18 protein-coding genes and 1 tRNA gene are annotated in these 19,077 nt (G+C 51.6%); 8 read left to right on the forward strand and 11 right to left on the reverse strand.

Annotated elements, in window-relative coordinates; translation table 11 throughout:
• Positions 1–365 precede the first annotated feature (365 nt).
• Positions 366–2,012, forward strand: coding sequence for a thiamine pyrophosphate-dependent enzyme (locus tag DHf2319_RS10335; RefSeq protein ID WP_243478131.1), 1,647 nt, complete (start codon positions 366–368; stop codon positions 2,010–2,012).
• Between the two features lie 10 nt (positions 2,013–2,022).
• On the opposite strand, the gene DHf2319_RS10340 is transcribed toward DHf2319_RS10335, so the two are convergent.
• On the reverse strand, positions 2,023–3,687 hold the full coding sequence (locus tag DHf2319_RS10340; protein ID WP_243478132.1) for a thiamine pyrophosphate-binding protein: 1,665 nt from the start codon (positions 3,685–3,687) through the stop codon (positions 2,023–2,025).
• Between the two features lie 194 nt (positions 3,688–3,881).
• On the opposite strand from DHf2319_RS10340, the gene DHf2319_RS10345 reads away from it, so the two are divergent.
• Both DHf2319_RS10345 and DHf2319_RS10350 read left to right on the forward strand, forming a co-directional pair.
• Positions 3,882–4,664, forward strand: a complete 783-nt coding sequence (locus DHf2319_RS10345; RefSeq protein WP_243478133.1) for an SDR family NAD(P)-dependent oxidoreductase — start codon at positions 3,882–3,884, stop codon at positions 4,662–4,664.
• 174 nt (positions 4,665–4,838) lie between these two features.
• The gene (locus DHf2319_RS10350; RefSeq protein WP_243478134.1) at positions 4,839–5,270 is read left to right on the forward strand and encodes a VOC family protein; all 432 of its coding nucleotides are present in this window, start codon (positions 4,839–4,841) and stop codon (positions 5,268–5,270) included.
• A 242-nt stretch (positions 5,271–5,512) separates the two neighbouring features.
• Here DHf2319_RS10350 and DHf2319_RS10355 read toward each other — a convergent pair whose 3' ends face one another.
• From DHf2319_RS10355 to DHf2319_RS10365, 3 genes are all read right to left on the reverse strand, one after another.
• Positions 5,513–5,929 (reverse strand): dihydroneopterin aldolase, encoded by a 417-nt coding sequence (locus DHf2319_RS10355; RefSeq protein ID WP_243478135.1) that lies wholly within the window; start codon positions 5,927–5,929, stop codon positions 5,513–5,515.
• 35 nt (positions 5,930–5,964) lie between these two features.
• A complete protein-coding gene (locus DHf2319_RS10360; protein ID WP_243478136.1) occupies positions 5,965–6,750 on the reverse strand; it encodes an SDR family oxidoreductase in 786 nt (261 codons plus the stop codon).
• A gap of 570 nt (positions 6,751–7,320) precedes the next feature.
• The gene (locus DHf2319_RS10365; protein ID WP_243478137.1) at positions 7,321–7,683 is read right to left on the reverse strand and encodes an HVO_A0114 family putative DNA-binding protein; all 363 of its coding nucleotides are present in this window, start codon (positions 7,681–7,683) and stop codon (positions 7,321–7,323) included.
• A 333-nt stretch (positions 7,684–8,016) separates the two neighbouring features.
• Here DHf2319_RS10365 and DHf2319_RS10370 point away from each other — a divergent pair, with 333 nt between their 5' ends.
• Both DHf2319_RS10370 and DHf2319_RS10375 read left to right on the forward strand, forming a co-directional pair.
• Positions 8,017–8,298 (forward strand): type II toxin-antitoxin system RelE/ParE family toxin, encoded by a 282-nt coding sequence (locus tag DHf2319_RS10370; protein ID WP_243478138.1) that lies wholly within the window; start codon positions 8,017–8,019, stop codon positions 8,296–8,298.
• Positions 8,299–8,312: 14 nt separating this feature from the next.
• Positions 8,313–8,612, forward strand: a complete 300-nt coding sequence (locus DHf2319_RS10375; RefSeq protein WP_243478139.1) for a HigA family addiction module antitoxin — start codon at positions 8,313–8,315, stop codon at positions 8,610–8,612.
• Positions 8,613–8,993: 381 nt separating this feature from the next.
• Here the strand turns inward: DHf2319_RS10375 and DHf2319_RS10380 are convergent, their stop codons facing one another.
• Entirely contained in the window at positions 8,994–9,173 is a 180-nt protein-coding gene (locus tag DHf2319_RS10380; RefSeq protein ID WP_243478140.1) for a hypothetical protein, read from the reverse strand.
• Between the two features lie 147 nt (positions 9,174–9,320).
• Between DHf2319_RS10380 and DHf2319_RS10385 the strand changes: the two genes are divergently transcribed.
• A complete protein-coding gene (locus DHf2319_RS10385; protein WP_243478141.1) occupies positions 9,321–9,599 on the forward strand; it encodes a type II toxin-antitoxin system RelE/ParE family toxin in 279 nt (92 codons plus the stop codon).
• Between the two features lie 16 nt (positions 9,600–9,615).
• Positions 9,616–9,927, forward strand: coding sequence for a HigA family addiction module antitoxin (locus DHf2319_RS10390; protein WP_369810185.1), 312 nt, complete (start codon positions 9,616–9,618; stop codon positions 9,925–9,927).
• A gap of 58 nt (positions 9,928–9,985) precedes the next feature.
• On the opposite strand, the gene DHf2319_RS10395 is transcribed toward DHf2319_RS10390, so the two are convergent.
• From DHf2319_RS10395 to DHf2319_RS10415, 5 genes are all read right to left on the reverse strand, one after another.
• A tRNA-Lys gene (locus DHf2319_RS10395) sits at positions 9,986–10,061 on the reverse strand.
• Between the two features lie 256 nt (positions 10,062–10,317).
• Positions 10,318–11,004, reverse strand: coding sequence for a response regulator transcription factor (locus tag DHf2319_RS10400; protein WP_243478143.1), 687 nt, complete (start codon positions 11,002–11,004; stop codon positions 10,318–10,320).
• The gene (locus DHf2319_RS10405) at positions 10,989–12,929 is read right to left on the reverse strand and encodes a sensor histidine kinase (RefSeq protein ID WP_243478144.1); all 1,941 of its coding nucleotides are present in this window, start codon (positions 12,927–12,929) and stop codon (positions 10,989–10,991) included. Before DHf2319_RS10405 ends, DHf2319_RS10400 begins: the two co-directional genes overlap by 16 nt.
• A 15-nt stretch (positions 12,930–12,944) precedes the next feature.
• The gene (locus DHf2319_RS10410) at positions 12,945–15,098 is read right to left on the reverse strand and encodes a glycoside hydrolase family 31 protein (RefSeq protein ID WP_243478145.1); all 2,154 of its coding nucleotides are present in this window, start codon (positions 15,096–15,098) and stop codon (positions 12,945–12,947) included.
• A gap of 211 nt (positions 15,099–15,309) precedes the next feature.
• The gene (locus DHf2319_RS10415) at positions 15,310–16,515 is read right to left on the reverse strand and encodes an FAD-dependent oxidoreductase (RefSeq protein ID WP_243478146.1); all 1,206 of its coding nucleotides are present in this window, start codon (positions 16,513–16,515) and stop codon (positions 15,310–15,312) included.
• Between the two features lie 50 nt (positions 16,516–16,565).
• On the opposite strand from DHf2319_RS10415, the gene DHf2319_RS10420 reads away from it, so the two are divergent.
• Positions 16,566–17,414 (forward strand): inositol monophosphatase family protein, encoded by an 849-nt coding sequence (locus DHf2319_RS10420; RefSeq protein WP_243478147.1) that lies wholly within the window; start codon positions 16,566–16,568, stop codon positions 17,412–17,414.
• Between the two features lie 4 nt (positions 17,415–17,418).
• Here DHf2319_RS10420 and DHf2319_RS10425 read toward each other — a convergent pair whose 3' ends face one another.
• Positions 17,419–19,059, reverse strand: a complete 1,641-nt coding sequence (locus DHf2319_RS10425) for an AMP-binding protein (RefSeq protein WP_243478148.1) — start codon at positions 19,057–19,059, stop codon at positions 17,419–17,421.
• Positions 19,060–19,077: the final 18 nt, after the last annotated feature.

Consider the following 19,077-nt stretch of genomic DNA (forward strand, 5'->3'; position numbering starts at 1 on the left):
CTTGATAAAACAACCGAATACTACTATTCAGAACAGCCGGTGATTACTGGGGTAATCCCCGTGTAAGCAAATGCGAAGCCCGCCTTTCAAAATGCAAATCCCCCGAGCGACGCCGTTGGCATATCCTCACTGCTGCCTTACGCGATACGGCGTCATACCCTTGCGCTTGCATGGGCGACATAACCAAATCGGTGAGTCTTTTTCTGGATGGTGAATAACGTCGTCGATTCGGCGAGTGACCCAAGCATACGCATGACCTGACAGATAAATATCCACCCAAATGGTCGTTTGGCCGAACACGCCAGCATCAAGTAATGCCAATCAACGTTGAATAAGCACCAAAGAACCCCGGGAATTCAGTCAACATGCAGCATAACTACACCTCAAGTCACGCCTTGATAAACGCCCTGCACCAGGCCGGTATAGACAGAGCTTTTCTAGTACCTGGGGAGAGTTACCTTGGCATACTGGATGCCATGGTGGATTTCCCAAAGTTAGATGTTGTGACCTGCCGACACGAAGCAGGCGCTGCATTTATGGCGATCGCGGATGGGCGTCTTACCAACCTTCCCGGTGTAGCGTTGGTTAGTCGAGGGCCTGGCGCATCGAATGCTGCCATTGCTGTACATACAGCACAACAAGATGCCATTCCCTTTATTCTATTAATCGGACAAATCGCCGAAAAAGACCTCAGGCGGGAAGCATTCCAAGAAATAGACTACCAAAAGATGTTTGGTGGCATCGCAAAATGGGTATTTGAATGTCGTCACCCAGAACAACTTGGAGAAACAGCTGCCAAGGCTGTGCGGGTGGCAACGTCGGGCACACCAGGTCCAGTGGTTATCGTATTGCCAGAAGATATCCAACAACAGCCCGTTGCAAAAAATCCTGCACCCTTTGTTCGCTCAGTCACCGGCACACCGGCAGCGAACACCCTCTCCGAGGTCAGGCAGGCGCTCGCCAATGCGAAACGCCCCTTAATTTTGGCTGGGGGTGTGTTCGAACAGCCAGGCGGTCGACAAGCCTTGCAATCTTTTGCAGAGTCCTTCAACATCCCTGTGGTTGTCACATTTCGACGCCAGGATCTATTTGATAACACGCATCCGTTATACGGCGGCAACATGGGTCTGGCTAACCCGCCAGAGCAAATGGCCCTACTCGAACAGACCGATCTTTTGCTGGCATTGGGCACCCGACTTGGCGATATAACCACGCAAAACTACGCTTTTCCCACCTATGCCAGGACAAAGCAAACGTTTTTGCATGCACACCCGGATAGTCGGATCGTCGGCTGGGATACGGCAGCTGACTTCCCGCTCGTTTGTGACCCCATCGACTTGGCGGGCAGTCTAGCTGCGGAGGGACCAAAGCAAGTCAGCACTGACCCCACCTGGCTGCAAAGCTGGCAAACGTTTCGCGAGCAATACATGGAGTGGCCCTCGTTTGAGCAACGTGATGATGGTGTTGAATTCGCTGAAGTTGTCAAAGCCATCAGCGATATGGCCGATAAAAACCTGACGATCTGCCTTGATGCTGGCACATTCGCTGCACCCGTATATCGTCATGTGCCTTTCACGCCGGGCAGACGACTCATGTCACCACTTTCAGGTGCAATGGGCTACGGGACACCAGCCGCCATGGCATGTGCCTTACGTGACCCAACTCGCGAAATTGTCTGCATGGTCGGTGATGGTGGCATGCTCATGACTGGTCAGGAAATGATTCTTGCCGTTGAACGAAAGCTGCCGGTTCTGATGGTCGTGTCATCAAACGGGACTTACGGCTCCATCCGCAAACATCAGGAACAACACTACCCTGGGCGAATATCTGGCACCAGTCTCTTTAATCCCGATTTTGTGGCGATGGCTAAAAGCTATGGGATGCCCGCCTGGCGCATCGAAACCCAGCATCAAATCAGAGAGATAATCAGTCAGGCCAGAGATCACATCCGCAGTCAGTCGGGGCCAGCCCTGATTGATGTGAAGACAAACCTCAAAGCAATCAAGGACTGAGGTTGACTACTCAATAACCATTGTCGATCACAACTTCAACAAGATTTGGTTTGCCACTAGCAATGGCCTTCTCGATGGCGGGTCTAATGTCGACACCATTTTCCACGCGAACGGCATCAATGCCAAATCCATTCGCAATATTGACAAAATCGACCGCCGGGTCTGTCATGTCCATCGCAACAAACTGATCCGTGTGGCGCATAGCTTGGAGGCGGTCTTTAATAATACGGTAGCTTCGATTATTAAAAATGACATACGTAATCGGAAGTTTGAAGTGTGCTGCAGTCCAAAGGCTTTGAATACTGTAGAGCGAGCTGCCATCGCCGATGGTCGCCACCACAGGTCGATCAGGCTGACCTAGCGCAACGCCAACCGCACCGGCCATTCCAAACCCTAAGCCGCCGCTAGTGAGACCAAAAAACGCTAATGAGTCGTTAGCTGGGTACAACTTGTTTAAGGCTGGATTGGTCGTCAAGGTCTCATCAACAACGATGACATTATCGGGTAATGCTTGCACTACTTGCCAAACGGCGTAATCAGGCTGGGTCGGTTGCTGATCAGCACGCTGCTGAATCGCTGACACAAATCGTTGACGATTACTCTGCCAATTATTCGTTTGGGCACTGGCGAGCCGACGACTCGCCTCTTCGATTTCCGAGCTAGTCAACTGTCCTTGTAGTATCGGCAGCAGTGCCTGCAAGGTGTCTGCCACATTGGCATGCACTGCAATTTCAGTCGGATAATTTTTACCGAGCTCCCAGTCACGTTCGGTAATGTGCACAACCGGCATGCCATCAGGCAGTGGCTCAACATCAGCCTTGGGAGACATTCGAAGTAAATCACCCCCTAAACAAATCAGCAAATCATAGGCTGACAAAGTCTCGCGCACCTTATGTTGATTACGCGTGATGTCGCCCATGTTGGCTGGATGATTGGCCGGGAAGCGAGTGTTATAGGGTACCGACTCAAGATAAACCGGGGCTCCGATTAACTCAGCAAGTTTGCCTGCCTGTTCAAAACAGTCATAGCGCGCCAACTCTTGGCCCGCCAAAATCACTGGACGTTTTGCCTGCCGCAAGCGATTGGCCAATAGCTCAAGCCATTGTTCATTGGGTCTTGTACGACTATGAACAGCAGTTGGCTGACCCAAATCCATTTCAACCGTTTCATCGAGAATGCTACCTGGCAAACTGATGAAGACTGGACCACACGGGGGAGTGAGTGCAATCTTGGCTGCTCGATGGACTATACGTGGCAAGTCTTCGGCCCGCTCAACTTCCACGGCCCACTTGACCAATGGATCAGCCAGACGGACCAGCGGCTCGTATAGCAGGGGTTCTGTCAATCCATAACCTTGCTCATATTGCCCCGCCGTTACGATAATCGGCGAATTATTGAACTTTGCCGTGTAGAGCGCCCCCATTGCATGGCCCAGGCCAGGCGCACAGTGCAAATTACACGCTGTGAGACGGCCGGTTGCCCGCGAAAAACCGTCAGCCATGCCCAACACAATACTTTCTTGCAGACCCAGCACGTATTTCAATTGCGGATACTGGGGAACAACTTCCATAAGTGGCAACTCGGTGGTGCCCGGATTACCAAAAAGATGGGTGACGCCCTCTTGGATCAACAACTCCAAAAAAGCTGCGCGACCAGTATAGGTATGAATGCTCATGATGTATGGGTTCCAAATAATCAAAAACGTGCGCGTCTGAACTACACTGCAACACAAATCGCAGGGAATTCAAACTTGCCTTACCGCGATGCCCTGTAAAACAAAAATTTTTATTAGCCTATACAACGGCGTGGTATTTGCAAAGCCACGCCGACAAACAAAGTAGCAACGAAGAACCTAGGGGAGCGATACAGATGCATATTTCACTGGAAAATAGGGTCGCATTGATTACGGGTGGCAGCCAAGGTCTGGGTAAAGCCATGGCCGAGCGTTTTGCCGCTTCTGGCGCTGATGTCGTTTTATTAGCTCGCCGTCAAGCACTGCTTGACGAGGTGTCAGCAAGCATTGCGAAACAAACCGGCAAAAAAATCAGAGGTTATTCCTGTGATGTAAGCGACATCGCTCAAATTGAAGCCACATGGAAATTGGTGCAGGCTGAGTTCGGGAAAGTCGATATCCTTGTAAACAACGCTGGAGCATCCGCAAGACATCCTATAGATACTTTGAGCATCGACAAGCTGCAGGCCGATTTTGACATGAAGGTCAAATCAGCCCTCAGGCTCGTTCAATTGGCTGTACCCTCCATGAAGGCTCAAAAATGGGGGCGGATTATCAACGTAGTCAACATTGGCGCTAAAGCGCCTGCAGCGGGAACCGCCCCAACCACGATGAGCCGAGCTGCCGGTATTGCCATGACCAAGGTGATGGCCGGAGAGTTTGCACCGGAGAACATCTTGGTCAACGCACTGTGTGTGGGGCAGATCATGTCCGAGCAATGGGTGGGGTATCACCAACGAGACAATCCTGACATGCCATTTGATGAATATGTTGCAATGCGTGGCAAACCACTCCCCATGGGACGCATTGGCCAAGCAGAAGAATTTGCCAACGTCGCATGCTTTCTGGCATCAGACGCAGCTTCTTATGTCACCGGCGTTGCCATCAACGTTGATGGTGGGTTAAGTCCAGTGCCATAAACAAAAAAGAGCGTTAACACTATTTATCCAGGGAGCCCCAGCCAATGCAAGGTGAGCTTACGCACCCAAGTTACCGGATTCGATTTATCGTAAACGCACAGGTCAAGGCATAGCATTTCTGCTCTCACTCTTCTGAATCTACCGCCAGGACAATGAAATTGACGGGAAACAAGCATGAAATTACGCACGGGTGATCCCTGGATGAGCGCGAAAGACTACGCGAAGACCCTCTGCGGGCTCTCATTAAACTTGATCGTTAAAGACGTTGACGAGTCGGTACGGTTTGCAAAATCAGTGCTTCAAGCCCACGCGATCTATACGGACCCTGATTTTGCTGTCATGCAGGTGCACCAAACACAGTGGATGTTGCATGCCGACCACTGCTATGACCAGCACCCCATGGCTAAATTATTGTCTGCAAACGGCAACCGCGGCTGTGGGATAGAGATTAGGCTACACGGACTGGATCCTGACGAAGCCGAAAGTCGAGCTGCGGAATTTGGCTATACCGTTTTAAGTGAGGCCCAAGACAAGCGGCATGGTGTTCGGGAAACCTACCTAACGGATCGGGACGGTTACGTATGGGTGCCAGATATAGCCATATAGATATCCACCAAACCGAGATTGTTGGCATCGCATTTCGCCCGAACCGTCTCGTCAAGGATCCAACCGGAACGCCGCACGGCGAGGTGAAAAATCCTAGTCAACGTGAGCTGTTTGGAGCGCGTTTCTGAGGTAGGTCCAGCAGGATGGCTGCCCGGCTCATTGCCACTCCTGTCGAGCACTTTTCGCTTGATGAGTGTGTTGAACCATTTTGAGGGGAAAGTTTTCGCTGATATTGACCCTGACTAATCCGATGAAGGCACCGCCCGTGCTCGAGTGGCGAAGACTTCAACACCAACGCCCTCACAATCGTCATAGACGTCAGGCTTCTCGGTGGAGACCCGGGCACCGAGAACCAAGTCATGTTGAAGCAGCCGATTGACGAGTTCATCGCAGAGGGTTTCTTGCAGTTGGATATGACCCTTGGAGACAATATCTGTAATTGTTTCGCGCACAAAATCGTAGTCGAGCACTTCGGTCAATTCATCGGCTCTGGGTGTGGTCTTTTTGAGTGAAACGTATAGATCGACATTGACGATAACCCTTTGGGGGGCTTGTTTTTCGAAGGCGTGAACGCCAATGTTCATGTTGATTGCAATATTACGTAAAAATATGCGCCGAACGGTTGTTATCGGCATATCTAAAAATTCAGCTAACTGCATGATGTGACCTATCAGTAAAGAGCAGGCGCTTGAGCCTACCCGGTTAAAAACATGACATCACGATCCGACGGCTGCAAGTGTTGCCCGCCATCAACGTAAAGCGTTGTGCCTGTGATGGCATGCGCGCTAGCGAGGTATACGACGGCCGCACCAATATCGGACGGTGTTGATGATCGGCCCAAGGGTGTTTGTTGATGGGCCTGAACAAAGGACTCATCGGTTTGATCGCCTGAAACGAGCGTGATGCCAGGCCCAAGACCCACCACCCGGGTTTGCGGCGCCAATGCTTGCGCCAGTAAGCGGGTGGCTTCAAGCAGCGCTGCCTTGGAGAGGGTGTAGGACAAGAAGTCAGGGTTAGGATTGATTAACTTTTGATCAAGTAAGTTAATGGCAACGGCTGGTTGGGGGAAAGCATATCGGCTCTCTACCCGAAGTTGATGCAAAGCATGGGTCAGTGAAATTGCCGCAGCAACATTAATGGCCATGTGCCGTTGTAGCTGTTCATAAGTAAAGCTGCTGGCGTTGTCATATTCGAACAGCGAAGCATTATTGACCAAACAGCTCGGCTCTCCCAGTGTGCTGGCACATTGACCGATGACGCGGTTGACATCGACTTGGTTAGCCAAATCGGCGGCAATCAGGCAGGTACGGCGTCCCAAATTTTGTATCTCAGCAGCTGTATGTTCGGCCTCTTTACGGGAACTGCTGTAATGAATGGCTACATCCCAACCAGCGCGAGCCAAGTCTAAAGCGATTTGCCGACCGAGACGTTTGGCGCCACCGGTCACCAGTGCAACATGAGGCAAAGTTGATTCAGACAAAACGGACTCCACGAAAAATTAGTGGTGGACTAATTAATAGCCGGCATTCGATATTAACGCGCCATCAGCTAACCTTGGATTCACTCAAAGTGGGTCAGCATCACTATGTTGACAAATCGAGGCCTGAGCAGAATTCCGGATAAGACTTTAGTTTGGACATGGCAGGTTGACGCGTGTCGCACTCAAAGAACGCTAGCTAGAGATGTGAAAATTAAACCATACATTTCAACGGGTTAAATCACCCTTACCGCGGTGTATGGCAAAGTGTGTAAACAAAAAGTGGTTCAACTATTCGATAACAATTTGAAACGGGCTGCCATTTCTCGTTTGCTCTTTCGAAGCAATTCTATCTCGAATAGTGTCGGCGTCCGAGGTGTTTGTAGGTATCAAGCCTCTGATTGAGTAAGGCAGTCGAAGGCGTGATCGAACCGGTCTTCCCACCATATTTCGAGATCTTTGCCATCTTTGCTCCTTGACTCTACAAATTGCTGCAACACAGTAAACATCGCCTATCTTTATCAACAAGGCTCCACAGATTCGAAGGCAGCCAGCCTGATAAACCATTCGTTACTACGATGCCATCAAAGACACACTGGCGCTTAGTTCAATCCATGGCGCTGAAAACCTGCGGCCATCGCGCAGTAGCAGGCCAGCGGACTCGAGCACCGAAACATCTTGGTGGACGTTTTTGTAGTCACGGTTCAGCGCAGCTGCAAGTTGCTTCACATTCTCCGCACCATGCTGATGCACATATTTGAGCAATTCGAGACGACGCAATGAAAGTGTCTCAAGCAAGGTTTGAAGATCTAGAAAGGTGACGTGTGTTTCATTGACTTTTTTGCCCGACGCCGCTCGATTCCAAGCGTTTGTAAAACGCCTGCCCATGTCAGAAATGTTGCTGACGTGCACCGTAACCTTACTTGCCTTTTGCATGATTAACCCCTTCAACGCCTGCCAAGAAGTCGGCCATTAACTGTTCTACTGTCGTGAACCCTTAAGGCATCGCTATGTTAACGATATGCTTGTGATCATCCTTGACACGCTCATTGTCGTAGCCATCAGGCAAGCACCATCTTGTACGCCACGGCATGTCAAGACAAATTTGAATGAACCCTATGGTCAACACTACCGAATCGGAGCGCCAAGTCCGAAGACTAGCTTTATACTCCTCGCCTTGTGATGATTCGCTGACACATCAACCTAAACAAGTATGCTTATCAAATATGTCTGCTTGACGTACATATACGCTTAACGTTACTATTACTTATGCCGATCAAGACCTTCAAATGTGCAAAAACCCAACGGCTATTCTCTGGTTACTCCGTAAAGGGATGGGCATCATTTGAACGGCAAGCCTTGAGAAAGCTTGAGCAACTCGAGTGGTCTGAACGGATTGACGACTTGAGAATTCCGCCAGGCAACCGACTAGAAGCGTTAAGAGGAAGCAGAAAAGGTCAATACAGCATCCGAATAAACGATCAATGGCGATTGTGTTTCCGGTGGGCTGCCGACGGTGCTTATGATGCTGAAATTGTGGACTACCACTAGAGTAAGGAACGGAAGTGAAACGAATTGACCCTATTTCCCCTGGCGAAATGCTGCAAGAAGAGTTTTTGAAGCCGCTTGGCATAACAAAATATCGGCTTGCGAAAGAAATAGGGGTTCCTCCAGGGCGAATCAGTGAAATCGTATCGGGGCGCCGGGCGATTACGGCAGATACCGACTTACGGCTATGCAGATACTTTGGACTAAGTGATGGTTGGTGGCTTCGCGGACAAGCACGTTTTGATACGGAACTAGCAAAGCGAGCTTTGCAAAAAGAACTACAAAAGATCAAGCTGTGCCCATTACTAGCAACGTGATGGAGCCCGGCGATACTTAATCAGCTCGCACATAAAAACCCCGCCAACTCAGCACGGCGCTGATCGGTTCAACCACGACCCTACGCATCCGAGCACCCAGGCAAGTGGCGTTGTATGTGATCTTGAGCGCTAACTTTGGCAAACAAACATCGAGTTCTTGCGTACCCAGCACGCCTGATAAGTGGCACCAGCATCCTAGAAACAACAAAGCCCAACCTTGTGAGCTGGGCTAAGTTATTTGATACGTATGGTGGGTCGGCCGGGACTCGAACCCGGGACCAACGGATTAAAAGTAGAGAATAGTGAAATTAAAGCTTCTATTTCAATAGATTAAATTACTCTTGACGCGGTGTGTGGCAAAGTGTGTAAGTAAAAAACGACTTAACCGTTTGACAACTCTTTGAAACGCGCTGCCATTTCACGCTTGCTTTTACGCAGCAATTCGATCTCTAACGGTGTCAGCATGCGAGGTGTTTGTGCGGTATCGAGCCTCTGATTGAGTAAGGCAGTCGAAGGCGTGACCGAACCGGGCTTCCCACCACTTTTCGAGATCTTGATCATGTTTACCTTTCAAGTCAGATCAATGGCTAGTCTGATTTTTGCTGAGCAGGGAATACCAGTCAAGGATATTGCACCTTAAATGAATGCCGCACGAAAAGCACAAACAGGTAAGATTGATGTGTGTAGCGTTACAGGCTACAATTATTCATGATCAAAAGTTTCAAGCACAAAGGCATCGAACGGTTCTTTAAAACCGGATCTAGAGCAGGTATACAAGCAGTGCATGCTCCTAGGCTAGCTCGTCAGTTATCTGCTCTGCACGCTGCGAGGAGAGGCGAAGACATGAATCGTCCCGGATGGAATTTGCATTCATTAAAAGGCTCGCTAGCTGGACATTGGTCGGTCAGTGTCAATGGAAATTGGCGTTTGACTTTTACATTTGAAAACGATGATGCCGTGCTTGTCGATTACCAGGACTATCATTGAGGTACGTATGAATACCATGTTTAACCCCCCTCACCCAGGACTAACATTGCGCGATGACATTCTTCCTGCCCTGGAGCTAACCGTGGGCGAAGCTGCATCGCAGTTGGGCGTTGACCGCACCACCTTGTCCAAGGTGGTGAATGGTCGTGCATCAATTAGTCCTGCAATGGCATTGCGCATAGAGCGTTGGCTTGGTCGAGATAACGGTGGTGCTGCCGAAGTCTGGCTAGACCAACAGACTGCCTACGACCTCTGGCACGCAAGGCAAGCTGCGAAATCCTCGAAAACACTATCGGGCGTCAAAGCGCTGCGACTGCAGCTAGCCTAATCAGAGGGGGCAAAAGCCAAAAATCCCAGCCAACTCTCGCTGACTGGGATTTATTTACTGGTGGGTCGGCCGGGACTCGAACCCGGGACCAACGGATTAAAAGTCCGCTGCTCTACCAACTGAGCTACCGACCCCGAAGCCCGCTATTATGTACTGATACCCAACCCATGTCAAATCAGAGCCCATTCCAACATGACATGCGTCTGAAGGGGGGCGACGTGTTTCTAACATGAGATGCGTCTAAAGCGCCTTGTCATTTGTCGTCGATCATTACCAAATGGTGATCGACATGAATGAAGAAAGACTCGAGACTCGATTGCATCGATCAATTGGCCTGGCATCCAAGACCAGAAGCAGCAACTAACCGGCGTGCATTTGACGATAAGGCTCTCAAACCATCAGCAACACATCAATAAGCTGATAACCGTCGTTACGAATCGATTTGATCGCTGGCGCAGGGAATCCGGCTTGGGTCAGCTTTTTGCGAAGACGCGCCATACAGACCTCCAGACTCGCCTTGCCTTTGGCGTCTAGATCGTGATCAATTAACTCCATCAGCCTGAAATACTCAAGCTTGAGCCCTGGCGCTAGAGCCAGACCTTGTAAAACTCTCGTTTCCACTGCACTTAGTGGCACTGTCCCGTTGCCTGTTAACTCGCGGGCTTGTACGTTCAGGTACACACGCGGTTCAGCAAGCCGCTTTGCGTCCGTACGACGTCTCCAGCTATCAATCGCAGCCAACAGTTCTTCACCTGACGATGGCTTGGAGATATAGACATCAGCGCCGCTCTTGTATCCAGCCACTCGGTCTGCCGTACTGTTGCGTGCCGTCATCATTACGATAAATAAGTCAGGACTCGCCGTTCTCAATCGTTGCGCGATACTCAATCCGTCTTCGTCAGGCAAATTCAGATCAAGCACCACGGCATCAAATGATTGTCGAGACATCGCGTCTTGCAACCCTTCCGCATCTGAAACACCAACGGCTTGACACCCATGTTGCACGAGATGCCGTACCAAGATCTCCCGCAGCCGATCATGGTCTTCAACAATCAACACATTTAAATTGGCAGCCATAGCTCAAACAACACTAATCCGTTGGTTGGATGGTAATCCAATTGCCCACCCAACCTGTGGGCAAATGAACGAGCGACGTAGAGCCCTAGGCCGGAGCCGGTTTTGATATGAGCCCGTGGCGCGCGATAGTACTTTTGAAACAGCCGGGTTGGGTCTGGAAATCCGGCCGGGCCTGGTGGGTTACTGACACGAACCAGCAACCCTTGTTTCGTACTGTTATTGCTGAACAACACGTCCACTTTGACAGTCGCATCAGCAGGCGCATATTTGAGAGCATTATCAATGAGATTATTGAGAACCACCTCAAATAAGGTGATGTCGGTGCTAACTAGAGCATCTGGCGGGGGTTCAATTTGCCACTGAACCCGATCCTCACTGAATCGTGCCCTCGATGAGTGAAAAACAGCCTGAACCGTGGCCTTGCTCAGCACAACTTGCAAACTGGCCTGATCAACACGATCGGCCTGCACACAGCGTTCAATCAACTCATCAATTTCCCGAATTCCAGATTTAACGTGCTCCCCAAGTTGCCCATCTGGCAAATCAGTTTTAGCGGCGTAAGCCATGACTGTCAGGGGCGTTCGGATTTCATGGGTCAGCATCGCCAAAAATTGCTCGCTTTCCTCGCGTCGACGTTTCTCCGCAGCCGCCGCTTGCTCTGCTCTAGCCACCTGCAGTTGCTGCTCCTTTTCAAGTCGCCGGTTCCGTAGATGCACAATTGCCGCCATCAATGAAAATGGTACCGTTCCCTGGATGATTGAACGGTACAGCGATGTCTGTGTTGCCTCGATCCACCCAAGCGCTGGCAGGGCCAAGCCGCCAAACAAAAAAAGCAGGATCAAGCTGTATGTCAAGACCCAGACACGCGGCAGCAATGGTTTGCGTTGAACTCTCTGATCAGTAGATTTAAGGCCACACAGCAATATCAAACAAATCCATGCCTGTCCAAATATCGCAATCACTGTATTGATCGACAATGCCACCGTCTCATACCCTGAGAGCAGCAAAAGACCACCCAACACGAAATAGTACTGAACCGGCAGTAGGACGCGCATCATCCATGGCCGGGGGCTATAGTCTGCCAAAATCCGCCGGTTAAACAACATGTAAGCAGCCAGCATCAGCATCAACAAAAAAGAGTGTGCCCTGTCTAGCCAAGCCGCAGAAAAAATCTCGCCAAGGAATATACGGTAGTAACCCACGTAATTGGATGCGTAAAAAAACGACGCCACAGCCACTAATAAAAACGCGCCCACCAAACGATCGGATCGCACCGCAAACAAGAACGCTGCCCAGATAATAAAAAACAGTGCTAACGCAAGATCGAGTGCGTTCAGTATCTCCTGGCGTTTCTCTATCGCCCGCATCTCACCATACGGCAACACATCCACACCAACCAACATGGTGCTTGTGGCTGACACCCTAAGCCAGACATCACGAGGTTCATTGGAGCGGGGAATGACAAAGGCGTGGTTAAGCGATCTAAATTCGCTGTCCAGCCATGGCGTGATGTTACCGGTCACACGGCGAAGTCTATCTGGCTCAAGCGGATCAAAAAGTTCGATCCGATCCAAAAAAGGCGGACGCACCCTCAATACCCATTCATCTGATCGGTCACTTTGATCATGAATTGCCGGAGGGAAACCACCTGCAGGCACGACTGCAGACCGACTATCTGCCAAGGCTGGATCGATGCGTAAACGAATCCAATATACCGACTGGGTAAAACCGGCTGTCAGAATACCTGTGTAGGGTGTAAAAGGCAGATCGCGAATTTCGTTAAATGTCAGTTTGCCGGTCGGGTCTTTGAAGTAGGCACGCGACTCAATCAGATCACCTGCCCAAAGCCTGAGAGGCAACAAAAACAAAACGACACCCAAAACAACAAACGGGGCAGTTCGTAAAAAGTGCCCTTTGCTCATCATGAATAGATCAGGAACCTATCGTGCCCGAGAAATGCGGACTTCAGCGCCTCGGCGTTTAACCTCGAGACCCTCTGAAGGCAGGATCTTCAAGCCCTCTAGTCCTTTGATGTAGCTAGACCCTTGCATTTGCATAACGCGAATCTTGTTACGCATGACCACAGGGTTGTGAATTGGCATACCGAACATCCAGACTTCATCGAGCAGTTTGGCGGAGTTGAACTCGGCCGTACTGCGTGTGGCTGGACCAAGACACAACATATGTCCTTCACGACCGAACACTGGAATCATGTCTAGGCCAGCATCGATTTCAAGCGTCTGCCCACCATCGTACCGCCATCCAGTGCTTAAATCCCACCAGCCTTCTGACTCAGGTAAATACACCTGCACTTTGTTACCAGGTTCGGTGATCGGTGCCACCAGCAGTGCGGGACCACACATGAATTGCGTATCCCAGCGATGGGCCTCTCGATCCTGCGGAAAGCACATAGCCATCCCACGCTCAATTGGAAGACCAGTACGTGCAGCATCCTCCATAGCACCTAACACATAAGGAATCAGGCGATAACGCCACTGCATCCAGTGCGCAAGCAACTCCTGATGTGTATCCTGCAGCTTTCGAAGTTGCGCAATACTTTCAAATTGAAAATTCCCAGAAAACACACAAGCTGCCAACCAGCGTAGATACAACTGAGGGTCCACGTCGTTGGAAGCCTCATCGCCTAGCGCATGCATCTGAAGAGGTAGACCACTCGCCCCAACGGATAATGCAGCACGGATACTTTGGCGCATGCCTGCCCATGAGAATTCTGTTTGCTTGCAGGCCTGCCATGGGTATCTCTGTCCGGCCGGTACCAAATCGTGGGTGAGCACTAACCCCTCCGGTGGCACTTTGTGACCAGCGCAAGCTTCGTATAAAGCCTGCCGTGCCAGCATGGGATATAAAGTGCGCAACATGGCGCCGGATTCAGCACCTCGACAAGTAACGTCATCGGGGAAATCGAACTGTACGTCACAAACCACAGCCGCCACACCGTCGTCAGCCAACTGTCGATGACGCTCTACCCACTGTCGATAAACATCCTTGTGGGTTAGGTCAAGCAGGGCAAAATCCTGCCCTGCAGTAGCCTCATTACCTTTGCAAACGTATGCGTCACCACTGTCGCTAGCCAAAAGCCAACCACGGTCCTCGAGCTCCTCAAATGTCGGCGTGCCGGTCAAGACAGCGGGCAAAGCCGGCAATGCGATCTGGATGGACTTGGCTGCAAAGAGATCTAGCACCTGCTTTGGGTCGGGAAACCGGTCACTGTCCCAGTCGATCGCAAGCTTGGACTCCTGCAGGCGCCAAGCCATGGGTGGGCACAACATCACGTTATCTATGGCTATGCCATTGGAGCGCAAACCCTCAACTTGCTCGATGACCTGCGTTAAAGAAGTGCCAGGCGATTGTTTTAGCCAAGCGCCCATCGCCCACAAAGAAACCTGTCCGGCACGGCCAGTGATGGCAGTGTATTGATTTAGTATCTCGCTAGGTTCGCCAGTAAACAAAAACAAATCAAGCACATGCGCTTGGGCATGTATCTCGTAGACGCCAGAGTCTGATTCAGCCACATCATGGTCAACGCGACCAATCGTGTTGACATACAAGCCCCACCCTTTGGGGCTCCACGCAAGTGGTAGCGCCTGATGCAACGGATCGTCAGAGACCACATACTCACCACGTCGATTTAAATCCATCTCGGTGTAGCCCAAGCCGTAGACGGTATCGTCGCCAGATAACGCTACGCCAAACGCCCAACGGCCATCATCATGACCGATACCATCAGGCGTTAATGCCATCAGCGGCTCTGAGTTTTTGACTACATTCAGACCGAAAGCTTGCTTGCCGATTTGCAAGATCGTCTCGCCCTGGCACACCTCCCAACACGAACCGTCATCAGAGACCCGAGTTTCGGCCTCACTGATAGCCTCTGCGCGGGCGATTAACATGTCAGCATGGACTTTGGCCCGTCCGGACACTGGAAGATCATGCGCCACAGCATCTGCCGCGCCAAGTCTTACACGGAACACCCCAGGCGCATGCGGTTCTACCACCAGCCTGAATCCAGCGCCCGCATCAAAGGTCACTTTAGCTGGGCTACTCTGGACAAGTTTGAGTGAATCAAGATTCATAAGAAGAGGGTTGGGTCCAACGGCAAAACCTCTATTTTGACGGATTTATCGGTTTTTATAAACTCGGACCCTTGGTTTAACCCCAAAAATGCGGGTAAAACCCGGTATGCCCGGGATCGGCAACCCTGAAATCTCCACCCCTTACCCACTAAAACCCCCAAAAAAACCAGTGACGATCGATATTTTGGTTTGTCAGTAAAAATAGGGGTTCTCACGGCTCAATAGCAGACAACATTCGCTGATCAAGTTCACCGATGCTGATTTTTTGACCAGTCAGAGCGTCGCGAATCAACATCGCCCCTAAAACGGACCAAGTCAAACCACGTGATGCGTTTGCGGTGAAGACCCAGAGCTTGGGCATAGAGGGTATTTGCCCAATCGCGGGCAATCTCCCTGGCAATACTGCTCGCCAGCCAGCCCAGCCTGGCAGGTTCTGGTATCGATCGATCTCAGGACTCAAGCCCAATAGTTGACCTGCTCGGTCAATGTTGGTTCGTATGCCCATCTCCGTGCACTCGGCGCGCTGAGCGCCACGCACATAGGTACCGCCGCTCACGCACCAACCGTCAATAGCGGGTAAAACATAGCCATCGCCTCCGACAATACAGCTAGGGCCACCGCGCAGTCGATCAGCAGGCAACAAAGTGATTTCACCAGCCAAACGATGAAGCGCCGCCAACCGGCTACAGGCAGACACTGCCTGCTCAAAACCTGAACGCTTCAGCAACCCGGTTACATCACCTGCATTGGCCAATACGACCGCATCCCCCTGCGCAAGGGGATTTCCCTTTACGTCCTTGACGAGCCAACCTTGGCCAGCTCGCTCGATGCTGTTGACCTCACAAAACATCATCTGAACACCAGGGGTCGCTTGCAATAAGCCAATGAGCTCGGGCACTTGAATTAGCCAACCACCCGGATACCAAATGCCACCTCGCGGCAATTCAATTGCAGCCAACTCACTGGCTTGGTCACGCTCGACCCAACGCGCCCAGTGCGGTTGAGCAAAGACTTCGGCTTGTGCCTTGAGATCCTGGGCACGCTTGGACCCATCGGGACGTTGCAACTGCAGTGCCCCGCAGGCAGAGCCAAACCGCACGCCAGTTTCCGCCTGAAGGTCGCGCCAATAGCGATCGGCAAGCCTCGCCCCCAAACGAGACAATCTCGATCGTGGATTGTCGTCACTGGAAATCACCGGCGTTAAGGCTGCAGCAATATGACCCTTGTGTGCCGCCACGGCGTCAATGACTGTGACTTTAAGCCCGCTTTGGGCCAGCATTGCCGCTACCGTAGATCCGCAAATACCACTACCCACAACAATCACATGGTTCGCATGAGCAGAAGCATCAACAAGGTATCGATTCATTTTGGCATTTAACAGGTAGGCTGCATCAAAACAGTCTGTGACGTGAAACATTAGCGCTTTAACATTAGGGTAACTCACCAAGTTAACTGGAGCTTGACCCTATGTTGCCCTACGCCAAATATCTTGAGGTAGCTGTACGCGCATGCCATGCCGCAGCGGCAGTGCTGCAGAGCCACCGACTCTCACGCACGCACCTTGTTATTGATCAGAAAGGCCGCAATGACCTCGTCTCCCAGGCTGATCGTGAGGCAGAGCAAGCGATTATTGAGATCTTGCGCGCCGAAACTCCTGAACTAGGCATCATTGGTGAAGAATCAGGCGGCTCACGCGGAGAACAAGCAACCTGGTTTGTCGACCCGCTCGACGGCACTACCAACTATTTGCATGGCTTGGAACATTATGCTGTTTCGATCGGTTTGGTGGCTCATGCTAACGCACCCGACTCGGTGGGCAACACGTTGACCAGCGATCAACCAATTGTCGGTGTTGTTTACGACCCGAGCCGCGAGGAGCTTTTCAGCGCACTGCAGGGCGTGGGTGTCTGGCTAAATGGACATCGGATCAGCCGATCAAACGTGACAGACATCAGCCAGGCACTAGTTGCGACCGGCATCCCAGTGCGTACCTTTGAATATCTGGATCAGTACCTCGCGGCACTCAAAGATCTCGTACTGAACACCAGAGGCATTCGCCGTCAAGGGTCGGCCGCACTTGACCTGTGCTGGCTGGCGGCTGGCCGAGTCGATGCCTATTGGGAACAAGGTATTCAAAGCTGGGACGTCGCCGCTGGCACAGTGATCGCCCGCGAAGCCGGTGCCAGTGTCAATGATCCCTATGATCTTCAGGCTAGCTGGCCAGCACGCGGCAGGCTCTTGGCTTGCGCGCCTGGTATTGAATCGGCGCTTCTGGACCTAATCCTGCCCCACATGAACGAGGCGCCGGGCTTGTAGGCGTTCATTGATCGCGCAGCATCCTGCGCAAAGTTTTGCCAACCGTATTTTTAGGCAGTGACTGCACCAACACGATTTCTCGAGGTCGCTTATAGCCCGTCAAACGCTCGCGCGCCCATGCCTGCATGGCCGTTGTATCCACGTTTGACTTGGCCGGCACCACAAACAACTTGATGGCCTCCCCGCCCTCACCGTCAGGCACCCCTACAGCCGCACACTCGGTTACATCCGGGTGGCTGGCGAACACAGCATCGATCTCGGCAGGATAAACGTTAAACCCTGAGACCAGAATCATGTCTTTTTTGCGATCTACGATCCTTACTTGGCCACTCGGCTCACGCACACCAATATCGCCCGTGAGCAGATATCCGTCAGCCGTCATGGCTTGCGATGTCGCTTCTGGCGCTTGCCAGTAGCCCAGCATCACTTGCGGTCCCCTGACTGCGATCTCGCCAGGCTGACCATCAGCCACAGGCTGCCTGTCATCGTCAAGAATCTTGACCTCAGTCCCGGGCAAAGGAAAGCCCACGGTACCCGTAAAGCTCGTGGCATCGGTTCGATTAGCGCAGATGACCGGTGACGTCTCAGACATGCCATAGCCCTCCACAATCGTGCGTCCTGTCAACCGCTGCCATTGCTCAGCAACTGGCTGATGTATCGCCATCCCGCCACCCAGCGAAATCCTCAAATTTGAAAAATCTAGCTGCTTGAATGGCTCATGACGCAATAACGCCGCAAACAGTGTGTTGACGGCCGGAAAAATATGCGGCCTCTCGGTGCGCCATATCTTGGTCAATGCTTTCAAGTCACGGGGATTAATCACCAAAACAATCCGCATGCCGGCATACAGTGCATAAAGCTCGCAAACAGTCATCGCAAACACGTGATAAAGCGGCAACGCAGTCAACATCGTCAGAGGTTTAGGCAATAAATCACCAAGTGCTGGCTGAGCTATCTCATGCACCTGCAAAATATTGGCTATGACGTTGCGGTGACTGAGCATCGCCGCACGTGGCTCACCCGTAGTGCCGCCCGTGTATTGCAAAAAAGCCAGATGCTCAGGGGTAATCTGCACCGGGGTAAACGAGGCATTCGCTCCGAGCTTTAAGACCTCGGGCAGCCGACTGGCACCATCTAGTTTCCAAGCTGGCACTTTGCGCTGCACATGCCGCACGACAAAATTAACCAATCCACCTTTTAACCGCGGCATCAAATCACCAGCCGCGGCCAACACCACGCGACCAGGTCGATCTGAGGCTGGCACTTGCTGCAAGGTCGCAGCAAACGCCTCAAACAAAACAATGACGTCAGGTCGACTGTCTCTGAGTTGCGACTGCAGCTCGCGTGCTGTGTAGAGCGGATTGACATTTACAACCACACAACCTGCCCTAAGCGTCCCAATTAGGGTCACCGGGCTAGCCAGCATGTTGGGCAACATGATGGCTACTCGATCTCCAGGCTTTATTCCTTCAGACTGCAACCAAGCTGCCCAGGCAAGTGATAGCCGATCTAACTCACCATAGGTCAATTGCACGCCGAGCGAGACCAATGCAACGCGGTCCCGATTAGTGTTCATCGCCTCGTCAAGCAATTGCACGAGCGAACTGTAGTGATCCAAAGAAGCGTAACTATCGGTTAACTTCAATTTACTCCCCCCATACCG

The sequence above is a fragment of the Orrella daihaiensis genome, assembly GCF_022811525.1.
GTDB classification, from domain to species: Bacteria; Pseudomonadota; Gammaproteobacteria; order Burkholderiales; family Burkholderiaceae_B; genus Algicoccus; species Algicoccus daihaiensis.